This window comes from Sphingomonas sp. BK345 (genome assembly GCF_014193845.1).
Taxonomy (GTDB): Bacteria; Pseudomonadota; Alphaproteobacteria; order Sphingomonadales; family Sphingomonadaceae; genus Sphingomonas.
Map to the genome: position 1 here is coordinate 623,300 of NZ_JACHZX010000001.1, position 21,934 is coordinate 645,233.

General features: G+C 70.7%; 16 protein-coding genes. 7 read left to right on the top strand and 9 right to left on the bottom strand.

The window, feature by feature from the left end:
* Positions 1–2: 2 nt before the first annotated feature.
* Together FHY03_RS02770 and FHY03_RS02775 are read right to left on the bottom strand one after the other, a co-directional pair.
* On the bottom strand, positions 3–263 hold the full coding sequence (locus tag FHY03_RS02770) for a J domain-containing protein (protein ID WP_183921735.1): 261 nt from the start codon (positions 261–263) through the stop codon (positions 3–5).
* A gap of 376 nt (positions 264–639) precedes the next feature.
* Entirely contained in the window at positions 640–1,455 is an 816-nt protein-coding gene (locus tag FHY03_RS02775) for a division plane positioning ATPase MipZ (protein WP_183928596.1), read from the bottom strand.
* A 95-nt stretch (positions 1,456–1,550) separates the two neighbouring features.
* On the opposite strand from FHY03_RS02775, the gene panC reads away from it, so the two are divergent.
* Together panC and FHY03_RS02785 are read left to right on the top strand one after the other, a co-directional pair.
* A complete protein-coding gene (gene panC / locus FHY03_RS02780) occupies positions 1,551–2,393 on the top strand; it encodes a pantoate--beta-alanine ligase (protein ID WP_183928598.1) in 843 nt (280 codons plus the stop codon).
* A 91-nt stretch (positions 2,394–2,484) separates the two neighbouring features.
* Positions 2,485–2,775 carry an SEL1-like repeat protein gene (locus FHY03_RS02785; protein ID WP_183921738.1) on the top strand — a complete coding sequence of 97 codons (291 nt, stop codon included), beginning with the start codon at positions 2,485–2,487 and terminating at the stop codon, positions 2,773–2,775.
* A 411-nt stretch (positions 2,776–3,186) separates the two neighbouring features.
* Here the strand turns inward: FHY03_RS02785 and topA are convergent, their stop codons facing one another.
* From topA to katG, 3 genes are all read right to left on the bottom strand, one after another.
* Complete coding sequence (gene topA, locus FHY03_RS02790) at positions 3,187–5,772, bottom strand: type I DNA topoisomerase (protein ID WP_183928600.1); 2,586 nt, start codon at positions 5,770–5,772, stop codon at positions 3,187–3,189.
* A 224-nt stretch (positions 5,773–5,996) separates the two neighbouring features.
* Positions 5,997–6,866 (bottom strand): 3-hydroxybutyryl-CoA dehydrogenase, encoded by an 870-nt coding sequence (locus tag FHY03_RS02795; protein WP_183921740.1) that lies wholly within the window; start codon positions 6,864–6,866, stop codon positions 5,997–5,999.
* 304 nt (positions 6,867–7,170) lie between these two features.
* Positions 7,171–9,402 carry a catalase/peroxidase HPI gene (gene katG / locus FHY03_RS02800; RefSeq protein ID WP_183928602.1) on the bottom strand — a complete coding sequence of 744 codons (2,232 nt, stop codon included), beginning with the start codon at positions 9,400–9,402 and terminating at the stop codon, positions 7,171–7,173.
* 333 nt (positions 9,403–9,735) lie between these two features.
* Between katG and otsB the strand changes: the two genes are divergently transcribed.
* The 5 genes from otsB (at position 9,736) to FHY03_RS02825 (ending at position 15,661) form a co-directional block, all read left to right on the top strand.
* Positions 9,736–10,491, top strand: coding sequence for a trehalose-phosphatase (otsB, locus tag FHY03_RS02805; protein WP_183921742.1), 756 nt, complete (start codon positions 9,736–9,738; stop codon positions 10,489–10,491).
* Positions 10,491–12,272 (top strand): glycoside hydrolase family 15 protein, encoded by a 1,782-nt coding sequence (locus tag FHY03_RS02810; RefSeq protein ID WP_183921743.1) that lies wholly within the window; start codon positions 10,491–10,493, stop codon positions 12,270–12,272. Before otsB ends, FHY03_RS02810 begins: the two co-directional genes overlap by 1 nt.
* Entirely contained in the window at positions 12,269–13,663 is a 1,395-nt protein-coding gene (locus tag FHY03_RS02815) for a trehalose-6-phosphate synthase (RefSeq protein ID WP_183921744.1), read from the top strand. The genes FHY03_RS02810 and FHY03_RS02815 overlap by 4 nt, the downstream gene beginning before the upstream one ends.
* A gap of 104 nt (positions 13,664–13,767) precedes the next feature.
* Complete coding sequence (locus tag FHY03_RS02820; RefSeq protein ID WP_183928604.1) at positions 13,768–15,114, top strand: methyl-accepting chemotaxis protein; 1,347 nt, start codon at positions 13,768–13,770, stop codon at positions 15,112–15,114.
* A 229-nt stretch (positions 15,115–15,343) separates the two neighbouring features.
* Positions 15,344–15,661: a PilZ domain-containing protein gene (locus FHY03_RS02825; RefSeq protein ID WP_183921746.1), complete on the top strand. Its 318-nt coding sequence runs from the start codon at positions 15,344–15,346 to the stop codon at positions 15,659–15,661.
* Here the strand turns inward: FHY03_RS02825 and FHY03_RS02830 are convergent.
* The 4 genes from FHY03_RS02830 to glgC are packed head-to-tail and all read right to left on the bottom strand — an operon-like array spanning position 15,651 to position 21,859.
* Positions 15,651–17,411 carry a glycogen debranching enzyme gene (locus FHY03_RS02830; protein WP_311721292.1) on the bottom strand — a complete coding sequence of 587 codons (1,761 nt, stop codon included), beginning with the start codon at positions 17,409–17,411 and terminating at the stop codon, positions 15,651–15,653. The genes FHY03_RS02825 and FHY03_RS02830 overlap by 11 nt on opposite strands.
* Entirely contained in the window at positions 17,408–19,027 is a 1,620-nt protein-coding gene (locus tag FHY03_RS02835; protein WP_183928606.1) for an alpha-D-glucose phosphate-specific phosphoglucomutase, read from the bottom strand. The genes FHY03_RS02830 and FHY03_RS02835 overlap by 4 nt, the downstream gene beginning before the upstream one ends.
* Positions 19,024–20,598 carry a glycogen synthase GlgA gene (glgA, locus tag FHY03_RS02840; protein WP_183928608.1) on the bottom strand — a complete coding sequence of 525 codons (1,575 nt, stop codon included), beginning with the start codon at positions 20,596–20,598 and terminating at the stop codon, positions 19,024–19,026. The genes FHY03_RS02835 and glgA overlap by 4 nt, the downstream gene beginning before the upstream one ends.
* A gap of 1 nt (position 20,599) precedes the next feature.
* Entirely contained in the window at positions 20,600–21,859 is a 1,260-nt protein-coding gene (gene glgC / locus FHY03_RS02845) for a glucose-1-phosphate adenylyltransferase (RefSeq protein WP_183921749.1), read from the bottom strand.
* Between the last annotated feature and the right edge of the window lie 75 nt (positions 21,860–21,934).

Sequence of the window (21,934 nt, forward strand, 5' to 3'; positions counted from 1 at the left end):
CGTCAGTCGCGGCGCAGGCGCGCGAGCAGCGTGTCGCGCGCGGCGTTGGCCTGGCGCGCGCGCTCGGGCGAGCCGCCGCGGTCCGGGTGGATCTCGGAGATGAGGCGACGATGCGCGGCACGGATCGCCGCCTCGTCGGCGTCGTGCGTGACGCCGAGCAGCGCCCGCGCCTCGGCCAGCGGCGAGCGCTGACGCTTGGGCGCCGGGCGGAGGAAGCGCCAGGCGGCGTAGACGATCGCGAGGAGGAGGAGCCACTTCAGCATAAGCGTGAGTCGGCGCCGGCGAGTGTCCAGTCCGGGCGGCAGGGTGCGAGGACCACCGATGACCCCGCCCTGCTCCCCCGCGAGGCGTCATCCTGAACTCGTTTCAGGATCGACCCGTCCGTGACTTCCGCCGCATCTGAGTACGCGGCACAGTGGTGCACGCGCGAGATCGTGTCCCCCGGAAACGATCTTGGCTCACCGGGGGTGAGCCAAAGCGCGTACACGAGACAAGTTCGGGATGACGGGGGGTGGTTGGAGAAGGCGCTCGCCTCATACGCCACGTGCTCCTGCGCACGCAGGAGCCTAGGGTCACGCAGCGTAGCGGTCGGCGCTCTGGGTTCCTGTCTCAGCAGGAACACGGCCTCTTCCCGCCCCCTCACGCGAACAGCGGCATCGTGGACTCGGGCAATGCCAGCGCGGCCATCATCTCGCGCAGCTCCTGGCGCGCGGCGACGTGGCTCAGCCCCATCCCGCCGAACGCCTTGGCGTCGAGCAGCGTCAGCCCCTTGGGAAAGAGCTCGCGGTAGATCACGCGCTCGCCCAGGCCCGGGATGATGCGGAAGCCGACGCGCCGGGCGAGCTGGTCGAGCGCCTCCGACACGCGGCGCATGTTGCGCGCCTCCAGATATTGCAGGCGGTTGCGCAGCACGACCCAGTCGATCGTGGTGCCGTCCTCGCGCGCGCGCGCCTTGCGCGCGTCCCAGATCAGCTCGGAGTAGAAGCTCGGCCGGGTGACCTTGTAGGTCTCGGGATCGACCTGTCCGATCAGGTCGAAGTCGACGAAACTGTCGTTCATCGGCGTCACCAGCGTGTTCGACAGCGCCGCCGCGAGCCGCGCCGCGGGGTCGTCGCGACCGGGCGTGTCGATCACCAGGAAGTCGTAGCCGTCGGTGAAGCGCTGGTAGAGCTCGGCGAAGATGCCGTCGGCGCGGCCGTCACCCGTGGCGTGATCGGGCAGCGGCAGGTCGATCGCCGAGCGCTGCACCGTCGACTCGCGGTTCTCGAGATAGCGGCCGAGCGTGCGCTGGCGATGGTCGAGGTCGATGCAGGCGACGCGCGCGCCCTTCGCCGCGAGCGCGATCGCGACATGGACCGCGGTGGTGCTCTTGCCCGTCCCGCCCTTCTCGTTGGCGAAGACGATGACGTGCGTGCGCCCGCCCGGCGCCCCCGCGCCCGGGCTCTCGTCGTGCACGCCTGCAACGGTATCGGACAATTCGTCGCATCCCTGATTGATCGCGGTTCGTCGCGACCATAGAACCCGACGCCGCGAGTTTCGAGGGGTAACGGGTGGAGATATATCGGGAGCTCGCCGGGCTCCGCGCGGCGCTGGAAGCGGCGCGCGCGAGCGGCCGCGAGGTGGCGCTGGTGCCGACCATGGGGGCGCTGCACGCCGGCCATATCGCGCTGGTCGAGGCGGCGCGCCGGCCGGGCACGACGGTGGTGGCGTCGATCTTCGTCAATCCGCGCCAGTTCGGCGCGGGCGAGGACCTGTCGCGCTACCCGCGCAAGGAGACCAGCGACATCGCCATGCTGGGTGAGGCGGGCTGCGACCTGCTGTGGCTGCCGCCGGTGGAGCAGATGTACCCCGACGGCTTCGCCACGACCGTCTCGGTCAGCGGGGTGAGCGAGGGGCTCGACGGCGCGGCGCGGCCGGGCCATTTCGACGGCGTCGCCACCGTCGTCGCCAAGCTGTTCAACCAGGTACGCCCGACGCGCGCCTATTTCGGCGAGAAGGACTTCCAGCAGCTCGCCGTGGTGCGCCGCTTGGTGGCCGACCTCGACTTCGACGTCGAGATCACCGGCGTGCCGACCCAGCGCGAGGACGACGGGCTCGCGCTCTCGTCGCGCAACGTCTACCTCTCACCCGAGGAGCGCCAGAAGGCGGTGGCGCTGCCGCGCGCGCTTGGCATCGCGGCCCGCGCGATCCGCGGCGGCACCGACTCGGCCAAGGCGCTCGACGACGCCACCGCGACGCTGACCGCGGCGGGGTTCGAGGTCGACTATGTCGCGCTGGTCGACGCCGAGACGCTCTCGCCCGAACCGGCGGCGGGTCGGCGGCGGCAACTGCTCGCGGCGGCCCGGCTCGGCAACACGCGGCTGATCGACAATCTCGCGGTCGATCCTGGATAAGTTCGACTGAAGTCGCATTAACCGATTAACCAATTAGAGACTCGAATCAGCGAAAACACCCTCATTCCAAGGATTAGAGGGGTAGTCCGAGATGCTGACCGATTTCGAGGGCGCGCTGCTCGCCCGCCGTACCGCCGAGGCGACCCGCGGCAACGAGGACGCCGCTTATGACCTGGGCGTGGCCTATTCGACCGGCACCGCCGGCGCGACGCTCGACCTGATCGAGGCGCACAAGTGGTTCAACCTCGCCGCCGCACGCGGCCATGAGGCGGCCGCCGCGGCGCGGGCCGAGGTGGCCGAGGACATGACCGCGCGCGAGATCGCGACAGCGCAGCGCGCCGCGCGCGACGTGCTCGCGCTGGGTACCCGCCGCGCCGCCTGAGCCACGCTGACCCGAGGCACCCGGTCGATAACGGCGCCGCGGCGACAGGCGTGATGCTCCTCCCCTGCCCTCTGCCGTCATCCTGAGCTCGTCTCAGGATCCACGGTCCCGCCTACCCAGCGGCGCGAGGAGAGCGCGGACGGGTGGATCCTGAAACGAGTTCAGGATGACGAATCGCGAGGTTGTGAGCCCTCTCAATCCTCCCCGGCACGGGGAGGTGGCAGCGCGAAGCGCTGACGGGAGGGGGCGCGCCGCGAGCGAGCCGGGTCGTGCGGGGCGAGCCCCCTCCACCACTCGCCTTCGGCGAGCGTGAGGGCTTTGGCTTGCCCCCGGCAAGCCAAGATGGTGTCCGGGGGACACCATCTCGCCCTCGCGCCCCCTCCCCGCCTAGCGGGGAGGATCGGAGCGCTCCTACTTCTTCGCCGCCGCCTTCTCCGCCGGCGCCTTCTTGGCGGCAGCCTTTTTGGCCGGCGCCTTCGCGGCCCCCGCCTCCTTCGCCGCGGCCGGCTTCTTCGCCGACGCCTTCTTCTTGACCGGCTTCTTCGCCGGTGCCGCGGCGGCGCGGTCGTCGATCAGCTGCGCTGCCTCCTCCAGCGTCAGCTGATCGGGCGCGATCGTCTTGGGCAGGGTCGCGTTGGTGGTGCCATCCGTCACATAGGGCCCATAGCGCCCCTCCATCAGCCGCAGCTCGGCCTCGGTCCGCGGGTGCGCGCCGAGCACCTTGAGCGGCGCCCGCGCCGCGCCGCGCTGCGGCCGCCCGCCTCCCGCCGCCGCCTCGGCGAGCTTCACCACCGCGGCGTTCATGCCGGTCTCGAACACCTCGGCGGTCGATTGCAGCCGCGCATACTTGCCCTCGTGCACCAGGTACGGGCCGTAGCGCCCGATGCTGGCGGCGATGTCCTTGCCCGTCTCCGGGTGCTGGCCGATCACGCGCGGCAGGTGGAGCAGCTTGAGCGCCATCTCCAGGTCGAGCTCGCCGATGTCCTTGGGGATCGAGGCGCGTTTCGCGTCCTTGCCGTCGCCGAGCTGAATGTACGGGCCGAAGCGCCCGGATTTGCGCTCGACCGGCAGCCCTGTCTCGGGATCGTGGCCGAGCTGCTCGGGGGTCGCGTCCTCGGTCGCCTCGCCGCCCTGCGCGAAGCGGCGCGTGAACTTGCACTCGGGATAGTTGCTGCACGCGATGAACGCGCCGAACTTGCCGCCGCGCAGCGCCAGGCTGCCGACATGGCATGCCGGGCACAGCCGCGGGTCGGTACCGTCGGCCTTGTCGGGGAAGAGATAGGGCGCGAGGAACTGGTCGAGCTGCGCGGTGACCTCGCTCGGCTTCTGCTCCATCACCTCGGCGGTACGCGGCTTGAAGTCGCGCCAGAACGCCTCGAGCACCGCCTGCCACTGCGCGCGCCCGCCCGAGACGTCGTCCAGCTCCTCCTCGAGGCCCGCGGTGAAATCATAGCCGACGTAGCGCTCGAAGAAGCGCTCGAGGAAGGCGGTCACCAGTCGGCCGCTCTCCTCGGCGAAGAAGCGGTTCTTCTCGACGCGGACGTAGGCACGGTCCTTGAGCGTCTTGATGATCGAGGCATAGGTCGAGGGCCGGCCGATCCCCAGCTCCTCCATGCGCTTGACCAGCGACGCCTCGGAGAAGCGCGGCGGCGGCTGGGTGAAATGCTGCTCGGCCTCGACACCCTTCTTGGCGGGCGAGTCGCCCTCGCGCAGCCGCGGCAGGCGCCGGGCGTCCTCGTCCTGGCTATCATCTTGCCCCTCCTCGTAGAGCGCGAGATAGCCGGGGAAGAGCACCACCTGCCCGGTGGCGCGCAGCACGTGGCGCCCGGTGCCGTCGGCGAGCTCCACCGTCGTGCGCTCCATCCGCGCCGAGGCCATCTGGCTCGCCAGCGCGCGCTTCCACACCAGGTCGTACAGCCGCGCGTGGTCGCCCGAGCCGACGCGGTCGCGCGAGAAGTCGGTCGGGCGGATCGCCTCGTGCGCTTCCTGCGCGTTCTTCGCCTTGGTCTGGTACATCCGCGGCGTGTCGGGGACGTAGCCGCCGTCGTAGCGCGCGGCGATCGCGGCGCGCGCGGCGGAGATGGCGCTGCCGTCCATCTGCACGCCGTCGGTCCGCATATAGGTGATCGCACCGTCCTCGTAGAGCTGCTGCGCGATCCGCATCGTGTGGTCGGCGGAGAAGCCGAGCTTGCGCGCCGCCTCCTGCTGCAGCGTCGAGGTGGTGAAGGGCGGCGGCGGATTACGCGTCGCCGGCTTGGTCTCGACCGACTGGACCGAGAAGTTGCCGGCCTCGACGTCGGCCTTGGCGCGCAGCGCGTCGCCCTCGTTGCCGATCGAGAGCCGGTCGAGCTTCCTGCCCTCCCATTGCACCAGCCGCGCGACGAAGGGCGTGCCGTCGTGCTCGAGGTTCGCCGTGACCGACCAATATTCCTGCGCGCGGAACGCCTCGATCTCGCGCTCGCGCGAGACGATCAGCCGCAGCGCGACCGACTGGACGCGCCCCGCCGACTTGGCGCCGGGCAGCTTGCGCCACAGCACCGGCGAGAGCGTGAAGCCGACGAGATAGTCGAGCGCGCGGCGCGCGCGATAGGCGTCGATCAGGTCGGTATCGAGCTGGCGCGGGTTGGCCATCGCCTGCGTCACCGCGGGCTTGGTGATCGCGTTGAAGGTGACTCGCTGGACGTCCTTGGGTAGCACCTTGCGCTTGGCCAGCACCTCCTGCACGTGCCACGAGATCGCCTCGCCCTCGCGATCCGGATCGGTCGCGAGGATCAGCCGGTCGGCGCCCTTGGCGAGATCGGCGATCGCCTTGAGCTGCTTGGCCTTGTCCGCGTAATTCTCCCATTCCATCGCGAACCCCTCGTCGGGGTTCACCGACCCGTCGCGCGGCGGCAGGTCGCGGATATGGCCGTAGCTCGCGAGCACGCGATAGTCGGAGCCGAGGTACTTTTCGATGGTCTTCGCCTTGGCGGGCGATTCGACGATGACGAGCTGCATAAGCGGTCGGTAGCGGTCCTTACGTGTACGCGCGAGGGTGGGTGGCCGGAACGGGCACGTCAAGCGAGGGGTAAATCCTCCCCGGCACGGGGAGGGGGACCGCCGGCCGCAGGCCGGTGGTGGAGGGGGCTCTCCGCACACGAATCCGGCTCGTATGCGGAAGCCCCCCTCGACCATCGCTGCGCGATGGTCCCCCTCCCCGTGCCGGGAAGGATCTTAGCGTCTCACCGCGTCGGCACCGGCGTCTCGCCGCCGTAATCGTAGAAACCGCGGCCGCTCTTGCGCCCGTACCAGCCCGCCTCGACGTACTTCACCAGCAGCGGCGCGGGGCGGAACTTGGGATCGCCGGTGCCCTCGAACAGCACGCGCGTGATCTCCAGGCAGGTGTCGAGCCCGATGAAGTCGGCCAGCGTCAGCGGCCCCATCGGATGGTTGAGCCCGAGCTGGCAGGCGGCGTCGATGTCGGGGATCGTCGCGACGCCCTCGCCCAGCGCGAACACCGCCTCGTTGATGTACGGCATCAGCACGCGGTTGACGATGAAGCCCGGCGCGTCGCTGGCGTGGACCACGCGCTTGCCCAGCCGCGCGGCGAAACGCTCGATCGCGGCGACGGTGGCGTCCGCGGTGGCGAGGCCGCGGATCACCTCGATCAGCCCCATGACCGGGACGGGATTGAAGAAGTGGACGCCGATGAAGCGCGCCGCGTCGGGCGCCGCCTGCGCCAGCCGCGTGATCGGGATCGACGAGGTGTTGGTCGCCAGGATCGCGTCCGCGCCCAGCACCTCGCCGACGCCGGCGAAGATCGCGCGCTTGATCTCCTCGCGCTCGGTCGCCGCCTCGATCACCAGCGCGCAGTCGGCCATCGCGTCATAGCCGGCCACCGGCTCGATCCGCGCGAGCGTGGCGTCGCGCGCGGTGGCGTCGATCTTCTCCTTGGCGACGTCGCGGTCCAGCCGCTTGGCGACGCCGTCGCGTCCCTTGGCGGCGCGCGCCTGATCGACGTCGGCGAGCAGCACGTGCGCGCCCGCCGCGGCGGCGACCTGCGCGATCCCCGCCCCCATCTGCCCCGCGCCGATCACGCCGATCCTGTCCATGTCCGTCTCCCGTGCGGCGCGTGCGCCTCTCATGCCGGCGACGGCTCGGCGGCCGCCGCTTCTCGGCGAGCGCTGTAGCGGGCCGGGAGTGGGAGGTGAAGCGGCGCGGCGTACCATGCCGCCGCTTCTGCTAAGGTGAAGCCGGACCGTGCTCCGGCGAACGCCGGAGCCCAGGGTTGCAGGGACGACGCTCGTGGCCCTGGGCTCCTGCTTGCGCAGGAGCACGGTAGCGACACAAAGGACTGGATCAGGTTATCACGGAAGACGCGACCCCGCCGACGTAGAGCGGGGTCGCGCCGTCAGCTCAGGCGGACAGCTTCTGGCTGAACGCGTCGGCCGGCTTGAGCTGGTCGATGCGATCGGCGTTCATCACCTTGTCCCACGCCTTGACGAAGTCGCGGACCATCTTCTCCTTCGAGTCCGACTGGGCATAGACCTCGGCCTGGGCGCGCAGCTCGGACTGCGAGCCGAAGATCAGGTCGACGCGGGTGGCGGTCCAGGTCGGCGCCTTGGTCTTGCGGTTCAGGCCCTGGAAGCGGTTGTTCGACTCGGTCGCGACCCACTCATTCTCCATCGTCAGCAGGTTGACGAAGAAGTCGTTGCTCAGCACGCCGACGCGGTCGGTGAACACGCCCTCCTTGGCGCCGAAGGCGTTGGCGCCGAGCACGCGCAGCCCGCCGACCAGCACGGTCATCTCCGGCGCGGTCAGCCGCATCAGCTGTGCCTTGTCGACCAGCGCCTCCTCCGGAGCCATGAAGGCGCCGTCCCAGTAATAGTTGCGGAAGCCGTCGGCCATCGGCTTGAGCGCCTGGAACGAGTGGGCGTCGGTCCACTCCTCGCTGGCGTCCATGCGGCCGGGGGTGAACGGCACCTCGACGTCGACGCCGCCGTCACGCGCCGCCTTCTCGACCGCAGCGGTGCCCGCCAGCACGATCAGGTCGGCGATCGACACCTTCTTGCCGCCGGTGGCAGCGGCGTCGAACTCGGCCTTGACCTGCTCCAGCTTGGGCAGGACCTGCGCCAGCAGCGCGGGATCGTTGACGTCCCAGTCCTTCTGCGGCGCGAAGCGGACCCGCGCGCCATTGGCACCGCCGCGCTTGTCCGAGCCGCGGAAGGTCGAGGCCGAGGCCCAGGCCACCGACACCAGCTGCGGCACGGTGAAGCCGAGCCCAAGCAGCTTGGACTTGAGCTCGGCGATCTCGCCCGCCTCGATCACGGGATGGTCGAGCGCCGGGATCGGGTCCTGCCAGATCAGCACCTCCTGCGGCACGAGCTTGCCGAGGTAGCGCTCGCGCGGCCCCATGTCGCGGTGGGTCAGCTTGAACCAGGCGCGCGCGAAGGCATCGGCGAACTCGTCCGGGTTCTCGAGGAAGCGGCGCGAGATCTTCTCATAGGCGGGGTCCGCTCGGAGCGCGATGTCCGAGGTGAGCATCGTCGGGCGGTGCTTCCTGTTCGGATCGAACGCGTCGGGCACGTCCTCGGGGGCGTCCTTGGCGATCCACTGGTGCGCGCCCGCGGGGCTCTTGGTCAGCTCCCATTCGAAGCCGAACAGATTCTCGAAATAGCGGTTCGACCATTGCGTCGGCGTCTGGCTCCACGTCACCTCGAGCCCTGAGGTGATCGCGTGCGCGCCGACGCCGCTCTCGAACTTGCTGCGCCAGCCGAGCCCCTGGTCCTCGATCACCGCGCCCTCGGGCTCCGCACCGATGAACGACGGGTCTCCCGCGCCGTGCGTCTTGCCGAAGGTGTGGCCGCCCGCGATCAGCGCGACCGTCTCCTCGTCGTTCATCGCCATGCGGCCGAACGTCTCGCGGATGTCGTGCGCCGAGCGCGCCGGGTCGGGCTCGCCGTTGGGCCCCTCGGGGTTGACGTAGATGAGGCCCATCTGCACCGCGCCGAGCCCGGGGTGGAGCTGGCGCTCGCCCGAGTAGCGCTCGTCGCCGAGCCACGTGCCCTCGGGGCCCCAGAACAGCTCCTCGGGCTCCCAGGTGTCGGCGCGGCCGCCGGCGAAGCCGAAGGTCTTGAACCCCATCGACTCGAGCGCGGCATTGCCGACGAGCACGAACAGGTCGGCCCAGCTCAGCGCGTTGCCGTACTTCTGCTTGATCGGCCACAGCAGGCGGCGGCCCTTGTCGAGGCTGGCATTGTCGGGCCAGGAGTTGAGCGGAGCGAAGCGCTGCTGCCCGCCGCCCGCGCCGCCGCGCCCGTCGGTGATGCGATAGGTGCCCGCCGAATGCCAGGCGAGCCGGATGAACAGGCCGCCGTAGTGGCCGAAGTCCGCGGGCCACCAGTCCTGCGAGTCGGTCATCAGCGCCTTGAGATCGGCCATCACCGCGTCGAGATCGAGCGTCGCGAACGCCGCGGCATAGTCGAAGTCGGCGCCGAGCGGGTTGGAGCGCGGCGAATGCTGGTTGAGCGCGGTGAGGCTGAGCCCCTCCGGCCACCATTCGCGATTGCCCTGGCGCTTCGAGCGATTGCCCCCGCCGTGCCCGACCACCGGGCAGCCGCCGCCTACTTCGCCCGTCTTCGCGTCCATGCTCGCTCTCCTCAGTCGTGGCCCGCGCGCTCGTGCGCGGCGGTACGCCACCGTTAATGGCGGGATAGGACGTTCCGATGACGCGAGTAAAATCGATTAAAGGCGTGACTTTGACGGAGTGGGTCGATCAGTGACGCAGTCCTCCCCGCATGGCGGGGAGGTGGCAGCGCGAAGCGCTGACGGAGGGGGCTCTCCACCAACGCTTCGGCTCGTGTGCGGCGAGCCCCCTCCACCACCGGCCTGCGGCCGGCGGTCCCCCTCCCCGTGCCGGGGAGGAATTTGCGCCCCCGCACCCCATTGCATCGCCCCGCACATGCCGTCACCACGCGCGGCATGACCGCGCTCTCGCCCCCGCCCGCCGACCTGCTCGACGGCGCCAGCCTCTTCCTCGACTTCGACGGCACCCTGGTCGAGATCGCCGATACCCCCGACGCGGTCGCGGTCGCGCCGCACGTGCCGTCGCTGCTCGCACGCCTCATCGACGCGCTCGACGGGCGCGTCGCGATCGTCAGCGGGCGGCCGGTGGCGGAGGTGCGTGCCCTGCTCGCCCCCGCACTGCTCACCGTCGCCGGCAGCCACGGGCTGGAGATCGCGGGCGCCGACGGCGGCTGCTACGCCCCCGAGCGTCCGCCCGCGCTCGACCAGGCGCTCGCCGCCGCGCGCGCTCTCGCCGCGCAGCACCCCGGCGTGCTGATCGAGGACAAGCCCTTCGGCGTCGGCCTCCACTATCGTCAGGCTACCGACGCGCAGGCCGCAGTCACCGCGCTCGCCGACGAACTCGCCGCGACGCACGGTCTCATGGTGCAGCACGGCAAGATGGTGGCCGAGCTGCGCCTGCGCGGGCGCGACAAGGGCAGCGCGGTGGACCTGCTGATGGCGGAACCCGCGCGGCGCCACACGCGTCCTGTGTTCATGGGGGACGACGTGACCGACGAGGCGGGCTTCGCCGCCGCGCGTGCCCTGGGCGGCGCGGGCGTGCTCGTGGGCCCGGCGCGCGACACCGCCGCCGCCTATCGGCTCGACGACGTCGCCGCCGCGCTCGCCTGGCTCGCCGCTGCCTGTCCCTCCCCTCACCCGACGGAGACATGATGACCAACCTCGACCTGTGGCCGATCGGCAATTGCCAGGTGAGCGCGCTGGTGGACCGGCAGGGGCGCTTCGTCTGGGGCTGCGTGCCGCGCGTCGACGGTGACCCGCTCTTCTCGTCGCTGCTCGGCGGCGAGGCGCCCGACAGCGGCTATTGGGGCATCGAGATCGAGGACAGCGTCTCGGTCGAGCAGGAATATATCCGCAACACCCCGATCCTGGTCACGCGCCACGTGGACAGCCACGGCGGCGCGATCGAGGTGATCGACTTCTGTCCGCGCTTCCAGCGCGAGGGGCGCACCTATCGCCCGGTCGGCTACGCACGGATCATCCGCCCCGTCGCGGGCAGCCCGCGCGTGCGGGTGAAGCTGCGCCCCACCTGCGGCTGGGGCGGCGGCTGCCGCGAGCAGATCGGCGGCTCCAACCACCTGCGGCTGCTGCTCGACACGATCGCGCTGCGGCTCACCACTACCGCGCCGATCGCGATGGTGCAGGGCGAGCACGCCTTCCGCGTCGAGCGCCCGCTCCACTTCTTCCTCGGGCCGGACGAGAGCTTCCAGGGCGATCTCGCCAGCACCGTCGACCTGATGCTCTACCGCACCACGCAGGAGTGGCAGGGCTGGGTGCGCGGGCTCGCCGTGCCGCTGGAGTGGCAGGAGACGGTGATCCGCTGCGCGATCACGCTCAAACTGTGCCAGCACGAGGAGACCGGCGCGATCGTCGCGGCGCTGACCACCTCGGTGCCCGAGCACGCCGGGTCGCAGCGCAACTGGGACTATCGTTACTGCTGGATCCGCGACGCTTATTACACCGTGCAGGCGCTCAACCGGCTCGGCGCCCTCGACGTGCTGGAGGGCTATCTCGGCTACCTCCGCAACATCGTCGACGCGGCGCGCGGCGGGCATATCCAGCCGCTGTACGGCGTGCTCGGCGAGGCCGAGCTGCCGGAGCGGATCGAGGAGCAGCTCGCCGGCTATCGCGGCATGGGGCCGGTGCGCGTCGGCAACCAGGCGGCCGAGCAGATCCAGCACGACGCCTATGGCCAGATCGTGCTCTGCTCGGTCCACGCCTTCTTCGACCATCGCCTGTTCCGGCTGAGCGGCGTCGAGGATTTCGAGGCGCTGGAGCGAGTCGGCGAGCGCGCCTGGGCCTATTACGACCAGCCCGACGCGGGCCTGTGGGAGCTGCGCACGCGCCAGAGCGTCCACACCTATTCCAGCGCGATGTGCTGGGCGGCGTGCGACCGGCTCGCCAACGCCGCCGAGCGGCTCGGGCTGGCCGAGCGCCAGGCGGTCTGGGCCGAGCGCGCGCAGGTGATCCGCGACCGCATCGAGAGCGCCGCCTGGCGCGAGGAGACGCGGCGCATGTCCGCCACCTTCGCGGGCGACGACCTCGACGCCAGCGTGCTCCAGCTGCTCGACCTGCGCTTCCTCGAGGCGGACGACCCGCGCTTCCTCGACACGCTCTCCGCGATCGAGACGGGCCTGCGGCGCGGCTCGACCATGTTGCGCTACGACACCGAGGACGATTTCGGCCTGCCCGAGACCGCCTTCAACGTCTGTACCTTCTGGCTGATCGAGGCGCTGTACCTCACCGGGCGCAGCGACGAGGCACGCGCCCTGTTCGAGGAAATGCTGACTCGCTGCACCGCGGCCGGGCTGCTCTCCGAGGACATCGATCCCCACAGTGGGGAACTGTGGGGCAACTATCCGCAGACCTATTCGCTGGTCGGCATGATCAATTGCGCCGCCATGCTGAGCAAACCGTGGAGTAGTATCCGTTGAGTCGACTGATCGTCATCTCGAACCGTGTCACCGCTCCAAAGGGCTCGACCTCGGGCGCGCAGGGCGGGCTGGCGGTGGCGATGGCGGCGGCGCTGCGCGACCGCGGCGGGCTGTGGTTCGGCTGGTCGGGCGAGCAGACCGACCATTTCACCGGCCACATCAACTTCCAGCGCAACCAGGGCGTGACCACCGCGACGGTCGACCTGGAGGAGCAGGACGTCCAAGAATATTACGACGGCTACGCCAACCGCACGCTGTGGCCGCTGTTCCACTATCGCATCGACCTGGCGGAATATGAGCGCGAGTTCGCCGGCGGCTACCAGCGCACCAACCAGCGTTTCGCCGACACCGTCCGCCCGCTGATCGAGCCCGACGACCTGGTGTGGATCCAGGACTATCACATGTTCCCGCTCGGCGCCGAGCTGCGCCAGCGCGGCTGCCGCAACAAGATCGGCTTCTTCCTCCACATTCCCTGGCCGCCGCGCCGGCTGCTCGGCACCCTGCCCAACGCGCAGGAGCTGGTGGAGACCTTGTTCGCCTACGACCTGATCGGCTTCCACACCGCGGAGTGGCTCGACTCGTTCCGCGACTTCGCGGTGCACGACATGGGCGCCACCGTCGACGAGGACGGCATCGCCCGGCTGGGCGACCGCTGCGTCAAGCTGGTCGCCTGCCCGATCGGGATCGACGCCGCCGAGTTCGCCGAGATGTCGAAGGGCGTCGCGGCGCGGCTCGCCTATCGGCGCATGCGCGACAGCGCGACCGGACGCGACATGATCGTCGGCGTCGACCGGCTCGACTATTCCAAGGGACTGGAGGAGCGCTTCCTCGGCTATGAGCGCTTCCTGATCGAGCATCCCGAGGAGCGCAAGGAGGTGTTCCTCCTCCAGGTGGCGCCGCCGAGCCGCGTCTCCGTGGAAAGCTACCAGCGCATCCGCACCTCGCTCGAGCAGATCTCGGGGCGAATCAACGGCGAATATGCCGACGTCGACTGGGTGCCGATCCGCTACGTCAACCAGGGCTATCCGCGCGACCAGCTCGCCGGCATCTACCGCGCCGCCAAGATCGGACTGGTGACCCCGCTGCGCGACGGCATGAACCTGGTGGCGAAGGAATATGTCGCCGCGCAGGACCCGGCCGACCCCGGCGTGCTGGTGCTGTCGCGCTTCGCCGGCGCGGCCGAGCAGATGCCCGAGGCGCTGCTGGTGAACCCGTATAGCGCGGAGGAGGTGTCCGACGCGATCTGGCAGGCGCTGCGCATGCCGCGCGACGAGCGCGTGCGCCGCTGGGAGGCGCTGATGGAAGGCGTCCAGTCGCAGGACGTGACCTGGTGGGCGAGCGAGTTCCTCGGCGCGCTGGAGCGGGTCGAGATGAAGGAGCGAGCGGCGTAGCGCCACCGACGCGATTCTCCTCCCCACCCCGGGTCAGACACGCCGCTGCACCGCGCGCCGCTGCACTAGGATAGTGAAAGGGGTCGGGAGGGGGCAGCATCAACGTGCGCAGCTGGACATCGGGCCGTCGCGGCCAATCCACCGCCGAACTCTATTTCGAGGCGTCGCCTGAGGCGATCTACATCGTGCAGGACGGCCGTTACGTCGACTGCAATCCGGCCACGCTCCGCCTGTTCGGCCGCACGCGCGAGGAATTCATCGGTCAGCCGCTGGGGCTCACCTCGCCCGAGCTGCAGGCCGACGGCGAGCCGACCAAGGCCGCGGTCGGCGCGCTCATGAAGGAGGCGCAGCGCGCCGGCGTGGCCCGCATGCCGTTCCGCGGATTGCGCAAGGACGGAACGCAATTCCCGGCGCTCGTTTCGCTCTTCCTGGCCCAGCGCCACGGCCGACCGGCGATGATCGTGACCTGCATCGACATCAGCGAGATCGACGCGCTGATCGGCGCGATCACGGCCGGCCTCGCGCGGCTGGCCGGCGGCGACCTCAGCCAGCCGATCGCGACCGCGCTGTCGGAGCGCTACGAGCCGGTACGCGCCGCGTATAACCAGGTGCTGGTCGATCTCCGCGCGATCGTAACCGCGGTGCGCGAGCGGGCCGGCGCGATCGAGGCGGAGACGCAGGTGATCCGCGCCGGCGCCGAGTCGCTCGCCGAGCGGACTGAGCGCCAGGCCGCCGCGCTGGAGCAGAGCGCCGCCGCCTTGCAGGAGCTCACCCGCGATGTCGCCGCCGCGGCGGAGGACGGCACGCGCGCCGATCAGCTCGCCGCGGAGGCGAGCGCGGCGGCCGCGGCGAGCGGCGACGTGGCGCAACGCGCGATCGCGGCGATGCACGGCATCGAGCGCAGCGGCGCCGAGATCGGCGAGATCATCGCGCTGATCGACGGCATCGCCTTCCAGACCAACCTGCTCGCGCTCAACGCGGGCGTGGAGGCGGCGCGTGCGGGCGACGCCGGCCGCGGTTTCGCGGTGGTGGCGGAGGAGGTGCGCGCACTGGCGCAGCGCTCGGCCGAGGCCGCGCGTGAGGTGAAGGCGCGCGTCGGCGCGGTCGGGGGCGAGATCGCCACGGGGGTGCGGCTGGTCGGCGAGACCGACGCCGCGCTGCGCCACATCCTGACGCGCGTGGACGACGCCCGCGCGCTGGTCGCGCGCGTCGCCGACAGCGGGCGCAAGCAGGCGGCGGGGCTCGGGCAGGTCAATGCCGCGGTGAGCGAGATGAGCCGGATGACGCAGGACAATGCCGCGATGGCGCAGCAGACCGACGCCGCCTCGATCGACCTGGCCGAGCGCGCCGCCGACCTCGGCCACCAGCTCGCGCGCTTCCGGCTCGAACGCGCGGCGCGACCCTCGCCTGCCCCACCGCGGCGCGCGACCCTGACGCGCCACGGGAGCTGAGGTTCGCCGCAGCGCGCGATCGGCCGCGACATCACGGGCGATCATGCCAGCGCTTGGCTGCTCGAAGCGGTGCCGCTGCCGCCCCGCCATGTGCCGCCGGTGGAGCACGCGCTGCTCCGGCTCGGCGGGCGTCACCCGCTCCACACCTTTCGCCGCGTTCATCCCGCCTTACCGATCGTTAACCAGCAGATGCTACCTTCCGTCCCGACACCAAGGGGGGATGTTCCGCGTGGCCTCGCAGCCCAGTATCGACAACCGGCGCGACCCGCGCTTCAGCACCGAGTGCCGCGCGATGGCGCGCGTCGCGATCTCGGTCACCATCCTCGACGTCTCGGCGAACGGGCTGCGCGCGCGCATCTCTTTGCCGCTCGCCGTCGGGACCTTGCTCAAATTGTCGCTGCCGGGGGGCAGCGAGCATCACGCGCGGATCGCCTGGAACGACGGTGACGTGTTCGGCTGCGAGTTCATGAAGACGCTGAACTCGCACGAGTTGCGCCGAGTCGTCGAGGCGAGCAGCAACGCCGCACCGGTCGCGATCAGCGGCTGAGCGGGGTCGCGCGTAGCTCGACCTGCCGCGCCGTCCGGTCGACGCGGACGGTGAACTCCGGCAGCCGCAGCTCGACACCGTCGGCGCCCTCCCAGTCGGCGTCGCGCATCGGCGCGCCGTCGAGCCGATACCAGCGCGCATCGTGCCGTAGCGTCGGATCGCGCAGCGCGGGTAGCGCGCGACGCCGTGCCGCCAGCGCGGCGACGACATCCTCCAGCGCGACGTCGCGTCCCGCCCAGTCGAGCCAAATGGTGGCGTTGTCCTGCGCATAGGCGTTGTTGTTACCGCGCTGGGTGCGGCCGAACTCGTCGCCCGCGGTGAGCATGATGGTACCACGGGTGGCGAACAGCGTTGCCAGCAGCGCGCGCGCGTCGGCGGCACGCCGCGCCCGTACCGCGGGATCGTCACTCGCACCCTCGACGCCGTTGTTCCACGCGATCTCGCCGCCGTGGCCGTCGCGATTGTCCTCGCCGTTGGCGAGGTTGTGGCGCTCGGCGTGCGCGACGAGGTCGGCGAGCGTGAAGCCGTCGTGCGCGGCGACGAAGCTTACCCCGCGCGTGCGCTCGGCGCCGAACACGTCGCTCGATCCCGACAGCCGCGTCGCCAGCGCCCCCGCGCCGCCGTCGCCGCGCCAGAAACGGCGCACGTCGTCGCGGTAGCGGTCGTTCCACTCCCACCAGCCTTCCGGAAAGGCGCCGAGCTGGTAGCCACCCGGCCCGGTGTCCCATGGCTCGGCGATCATCACGCGGTCGTGGAGCAGCGGGTCGGCGGCGATCTCGGCGAAGATCGGCGCGTCGGCGGCGAAGCCGGGGCCGCGCGCCATCACCGTGGCGAGATCGAAGCGGAAGCCGTCCACCCCCGCTTGTGCGACGAAGTGGCGCAGCGAGTCGCACACCAGCGCGCGCACCCAGCCCCGCGCGAAATCGAGCGTGTTGCCCGTGCCGGTATCGTTGATCAGCGTGCCGTCCGGCGCGCGCGCATAAGCGCTGTCGTCGAGCCCGCGCAGCGACAGCGTCGGGCCGAGCCGGTCGCTCTCGCCAGTGTGGTTGAAGACCAGGTCGAGGATCGTGCCGATCCCCGCCGCGCGCAGCGCCGCGACCGTGGCGCGCAGCTCGCGCATGCCGCCGGGCACCAGCCGCGGGTCGAGCGCCATCGGCGCCCCTGGGTTGTAGCCCCAGGCGTTGCGCAGCCCGAGCGGCGGCAGGTGGCGCTCGTCGATCCAAGCGGTGATCGGCATCAGCTCGACCGCGTCGACCCCGATCTTGCGCAGGTGCGCGATCACCGCGGGGTGCGCCAGCGCCGCGACGGTGCCGCGCTGCGCCGCGGGCACCTCGGGATGCAGCATGGTGAAGCCGCGGACGTTGATCTCGTAGATCAGCCCGCCCGCACGCGTGAGCGGCGGCAGATCGCGCGGCGGCAGCGGCGCGCGCACGATCGCCTTGGGCACCAGCGAGGCGGTGTCGGCGCCGTACGCGGCCAGCCGCGGATCGTAGGCGAAGGCTCGGTCGAGCTCGGTCGCGTGCGGGTCGACGAGCAGCTTGGCCACGTCGAACGGCGCGTCGCCCTCGGCGCGGAAGCCGTAGCGCACACCCTCGCCGACGCCGGTGACGTGGACGCGCCAGTCCTCACCGTCGCGCGCCATCGCGACGCGCTGTTCCTGCTCGCCGTCGAACAGGCACAGCCACAGCGCCGCCGCGGCGGGCGCGCGCACCGCGAAGGTGACGCCGCCCGCCTCGATCGTCGCGGTCACGTCACGACGTCGGGGCGCTCGCGGCCGGTGTGCTGGCGGATCGCGGCGAGCTGCTCGGCCGCGGCGACGATGTCGGCGAGCATGTCGGCGGTCTCGGCGTCGAGGTCGCCGCCCGCGGGCTCGTAGCGCTCGAGGTAGACGCGCAGCGTCGCGCCGCTGGTGCCCGTGCCAGAGAGACGGAAGACGACACGGCTGCCGCCCTCGAAAAGCACGCGCACGCCCTGGTTGCGGCTGGTCGAACCGTCGGTCGGGTCCTCATAGGCGAAGTCGTCGGCCTCGGCGATCGTCAGCCCGGCGACGCTCGTTCCCGGCAGTGTCGCCAGCTTGCCGCGCAGCTCGCGCATCAGCGTGTCCGCGGCGGCGCTGTCGACGCCCTCATAGTCGTGGCGCGCGTAATAGTTGCGGCCGTAGGTGGCCCAATGCGCGCGCGCGATCTGGTCGACGCTCTTGCCCGTCGCCGCCAGGATGTTGAGCCACAGCAGCACCGCCCACAGCCCGTCCTTCTCGCGGACATGGTCGCTGCCGGTGCCCGCGCTCTCCTCGCCGCAGATCGTCGCCATGCCCGCGTCGAGCAGGTTGCCGAAGAACTTCCAGCCGGTCGGCGTCTCATAGGCGGGGATGCCGAGCTTCTCGGCGACGCGGTCGGCCGCGGCGCTGGTCGGCATCGAGCGCGCGATGCCCTTGAGCCCGTCCTTGTACCCCGGCGCGAGATGCGCGTTGGCGGCGAGCATCGCGAGGCTGTCCGAGGGCGTGACGAAGCGGTTGCGCCCGATGATCAGGTTGCGGTCGCCGTCGCCGTCCGAGGCCGCGCCGAAGTCGGGCGCGTCGGCGGACATCATCAGCTCGTACAGCTCATGCGCGTGGACGAGGTTGGGGTCGGGATGATGGCCGCCGAAATCCTCCAGCGGCGTACCGTTGCGCACCGTGCCCGGCGCGAAGCCGAGCCGGCGCTCGAGGATCTCGATCGCGTACGGCCCGGTCACCGCGCTCATCGCGTCGAACGCCACCGTCAGCCCGGCGGAGCGGATCGCGGCGAAGTCGAACAGCTGCTCCATCTGCGCGGCATAGTCGGCGACGGGGTCGATCACCTCGACCGCCATGCCCTCCACCGTGACCTCGCCGAGCGTGTCGAGGTCGATGTCGGCGCTGTCGGCGGCGTGCCACTCGCTGAGCGACACCGTGCGCGCGTGGATCGCCTCGGTCACCTTTTCGGGCGCTGGGCCGCCGTTCGCGACATTGTACTTGATCCCGAAGTCCTCGTCGGGGCCGCCGGGATTGTGGCTCGCCGACAGCACCAGCCCGCCGAGCGCGCCGCGCTGGCGGATCACGTTCGAGGCGGCGGGGGTCGAGAGGATGCCGCCCTGCCCCACCACGACGCGTGCGAAGCCCGCGGCCGCGGCCATGCGGATCGCCTTCTGGATCACGACCCGGTTGAGGTAGCGACCGTCGCCGCCGATCACGAGCGTCGCGCCCTGCTTGCCCTCGACCACGTCAAACACCGACTGGATGAAGTTCTCGGCGTAGTTCGGCTGCTCGAACACGCGCACCTTCTTGCGCAGCCCCGAGGTGCCGGGCTTCTGGTCGTCGAACGGCGTGGTAGCGGTGGTGACGATCATGCGGCGAGCAGCTCCCTGTACAATGACGCGTAACGGCGACCGCTCGTCGCCCATGAGAAATCGGCCGCCATGCCGGCGCGCTGGATCTGCTCCCAGCGCTCGGCATCGGCGTAGAGGTCGGTCGCCAGTGCGATCGCACCCACCAGTGACTCGTAGGTGACGGTATCGAACTGAATACCCGTGGCAACACCGGCCGCGAGCGCGGCGGCATTGGCGTGGATCACGGTGTCGGCGAGCCCGCCGGTGCGCGCCACCACGGGGACGCAGCCATAGGCGAGGCCGTAGAGCTGGGTCAGTCCGCACGGCTCGAAGCGCGACGGGATCAGGATCGCGTCGCTGCCCGCCTGGAGCAGGTGCGACAGCGCCTCGTCATAGCCGAGCCGCACGCCGATCTGGCCGGGGAAGCGCTCGGCGGCGTCGCGGAAGGCCTGTTCGAGCCAGGCGTCGCCCGAGCCGAGCAGCGCGAGCCGCGCGCCGCGCTCGACCAGTGCAGGGATCGCGTCGGCGAGCACGTCCATCCCCTTCTGCCACGTCAGCCGGCTGACGACGCAGAAGATCGGGCCGTCACCGGCGTCGAGGTCGAAGGCCTCCTCCACCGCGCGCTTGTTGGTGACGCGGCGGGCGAGCGTGGCGGCATCGTAGCGCGCCGGCAGCGACGGGTCGGCGGACGGCGACCACACCGCGGTGTCGATGCCGTTGACGATCCCGCTGACGCGGCGCTGGCGCGTGCGCATCAGCCCCTCCAGCCCCATGCCGAAATCGGGCGAGAGGATCTCGCGCGCGTAGGTCGGGCTCACCGTGGTGATCGCGTCGGCGGACTCGAGCCCCGCCTTGAGGTAGCCGACGCCGCCATAATATTCGACACCGTCGACCGCGAAGGCGTGCGCGGGCAACGCCAGCGAGGCGAAGATGCCGGCGTCATAGCGCCCCTGGAAGGCGATGTTGTGAATCGTCATCACCGTGCGCGGCACGTCCGCCGCGGGCGGCGCGAAGCGGAGATAGGCCGGCGCCAGCCCGGACTGCCAGTCGTGCGCGTGGAGCACGTCGAAGCGCTCGCTCCCCACCGCGCCACCCGCCACGTCCGCCGCGGCGCGCGCGAAGGCGGCGAAGCGGCGCCAGTTGTCGTCCCAGTCGCGCGCGGCCGGGTCGCCGTACGGCCCGCCCTCACGCGCGAAATAGCCGGGCGCGTCGAGCACGAGCAGGCGATGTCCCGCGATCTCGCCCTCGAGCAGCTGCGCCGGCGCGCCGAGAAGGTCCGGCCAGCGGTGCAGCGGCGCGCCCCATCCGTGACTCACCTCGCCTGAACCATCGAGCTCCTGCGCACGCAGGAGCCCAGGGCCGCGCTCGTCACCCTTGTGACTCTGGGCTCCGGCGTTCGCCGGAGCACGCGCACGCTTGACGGCATCAGCCTCCAGCGCGGCGAGGACTCGCGGATAGCCCGGCAGGAAGGTGGTCACGTCGACGCCATGCGGCGCGAGCGCGGCGGGCAGCGCGCCGACCACGTCGCCCAGCCCCCCGGTCTTCACCAGCGGATAGGCCTCGGACGCGACCGAGAGGACCGAGAGCGCCATGTCAGCCGAGGCGATCGATCATCGGCTGGGTGATCAGGCAGACGCCCTTCTCGGTGCGGCGGAACCGATGGGCGTCAAGCTCCGGATCCTCGCCGACGATCAGCCCGTCGGGGATGATCACACCGCGATCGAGCACCACCTTGCTCAGCTGGGCGCCGCGGCCGATGTGACAATGCGGCAGCACCACCGCCTCGTCCAGCGACGAGAAGCTGTGCGCCCGCACCCCGGTCGACACCAAGCTGCGATGCACGTTCGAGCCCGAGATGATCGTGTCGCCCGCGATCAGGCTCGACACCGCCTGGCCGCGCCGCCCCTCGATATCGTGGACGAACTTGGCCGGCGGGGTCAGCTCGGAATAGGTCCACAGCGGCCACTCGCGATCGTAGAGGTCGAGCTGCGGCACGACGTCGGTGAGGTCGATGCTCGCTTCCCAATAAGCGTCCACCGTGCCGACGTCGCGCCAATAGGCCGCGGGCTCGTCGGGCGAGCGGACGCAGCTGGCGGAGAAGCGGTGCGCATAGGCGTTGCCGTTCTTGACCAGGTACGGGATGATGTCCTTGCCGAAGTCGCGCGCCGACCCTTCCGTCGCTGCGTCGCGACGCAGCTGGTCGATCAGCAGCCGCGTGTGGAACACGTAGATGCCGAGGCTGGCGAGCGCGCGATCGGGCTGGCCCGGGATCGAGGGCGGATCGGCGGGCTTCTCGACGAAATCGATGATGCGATCCTGCTCGTCGACGTGCATTACGCCGAACGCGCTGGCCTCGTGCCGCGGCACCTCGAGGCACGCCACGGTGACGTCGGCACCGCTGTCGCAGTGCTGGCGCAGCATGATCTCATAGTCCATCTTGTAGATGTGATCGCCCGCCAGGATCACCATGAACTCGGGCGCGATGTCCTGGATGATGTCGATGTTCTGATAGACCGCGTCGGCGGTGCCCTCGTACCATTGAAACTCGCTGATCCGCTGCGAGGCGGGCAGGATGTCGAAGCTCTCGTTGCGCTCGGGGCGGAGGAAGTTCCATCCACGCTGCAGGTGGCGGATCAGCGAATGCGCCTTGTACTGTGTCGCGACGCCGATCCGCCGGATGCCCGAGTTGATCGCGTTGGACAGCGCGAAATCGATGATCCGGCTCTTGCCGCCGAAATAGACGGCTGGTTTCGCTCGCGTATCGGTAAGTTCCTTGAGGCGGCTCCCGCGACCGCCGGCCAGAACATAGGCCATGGCGTCGCGTGCCAGCGGCTGACCTCTGCGTTCGTCCACGTCAGACTCCTCCCTGTATCGTCTTTACTGCCGCGCGTCGGCCGGTTAGGTTCGGAACGCTCGAGCAGATTCCGC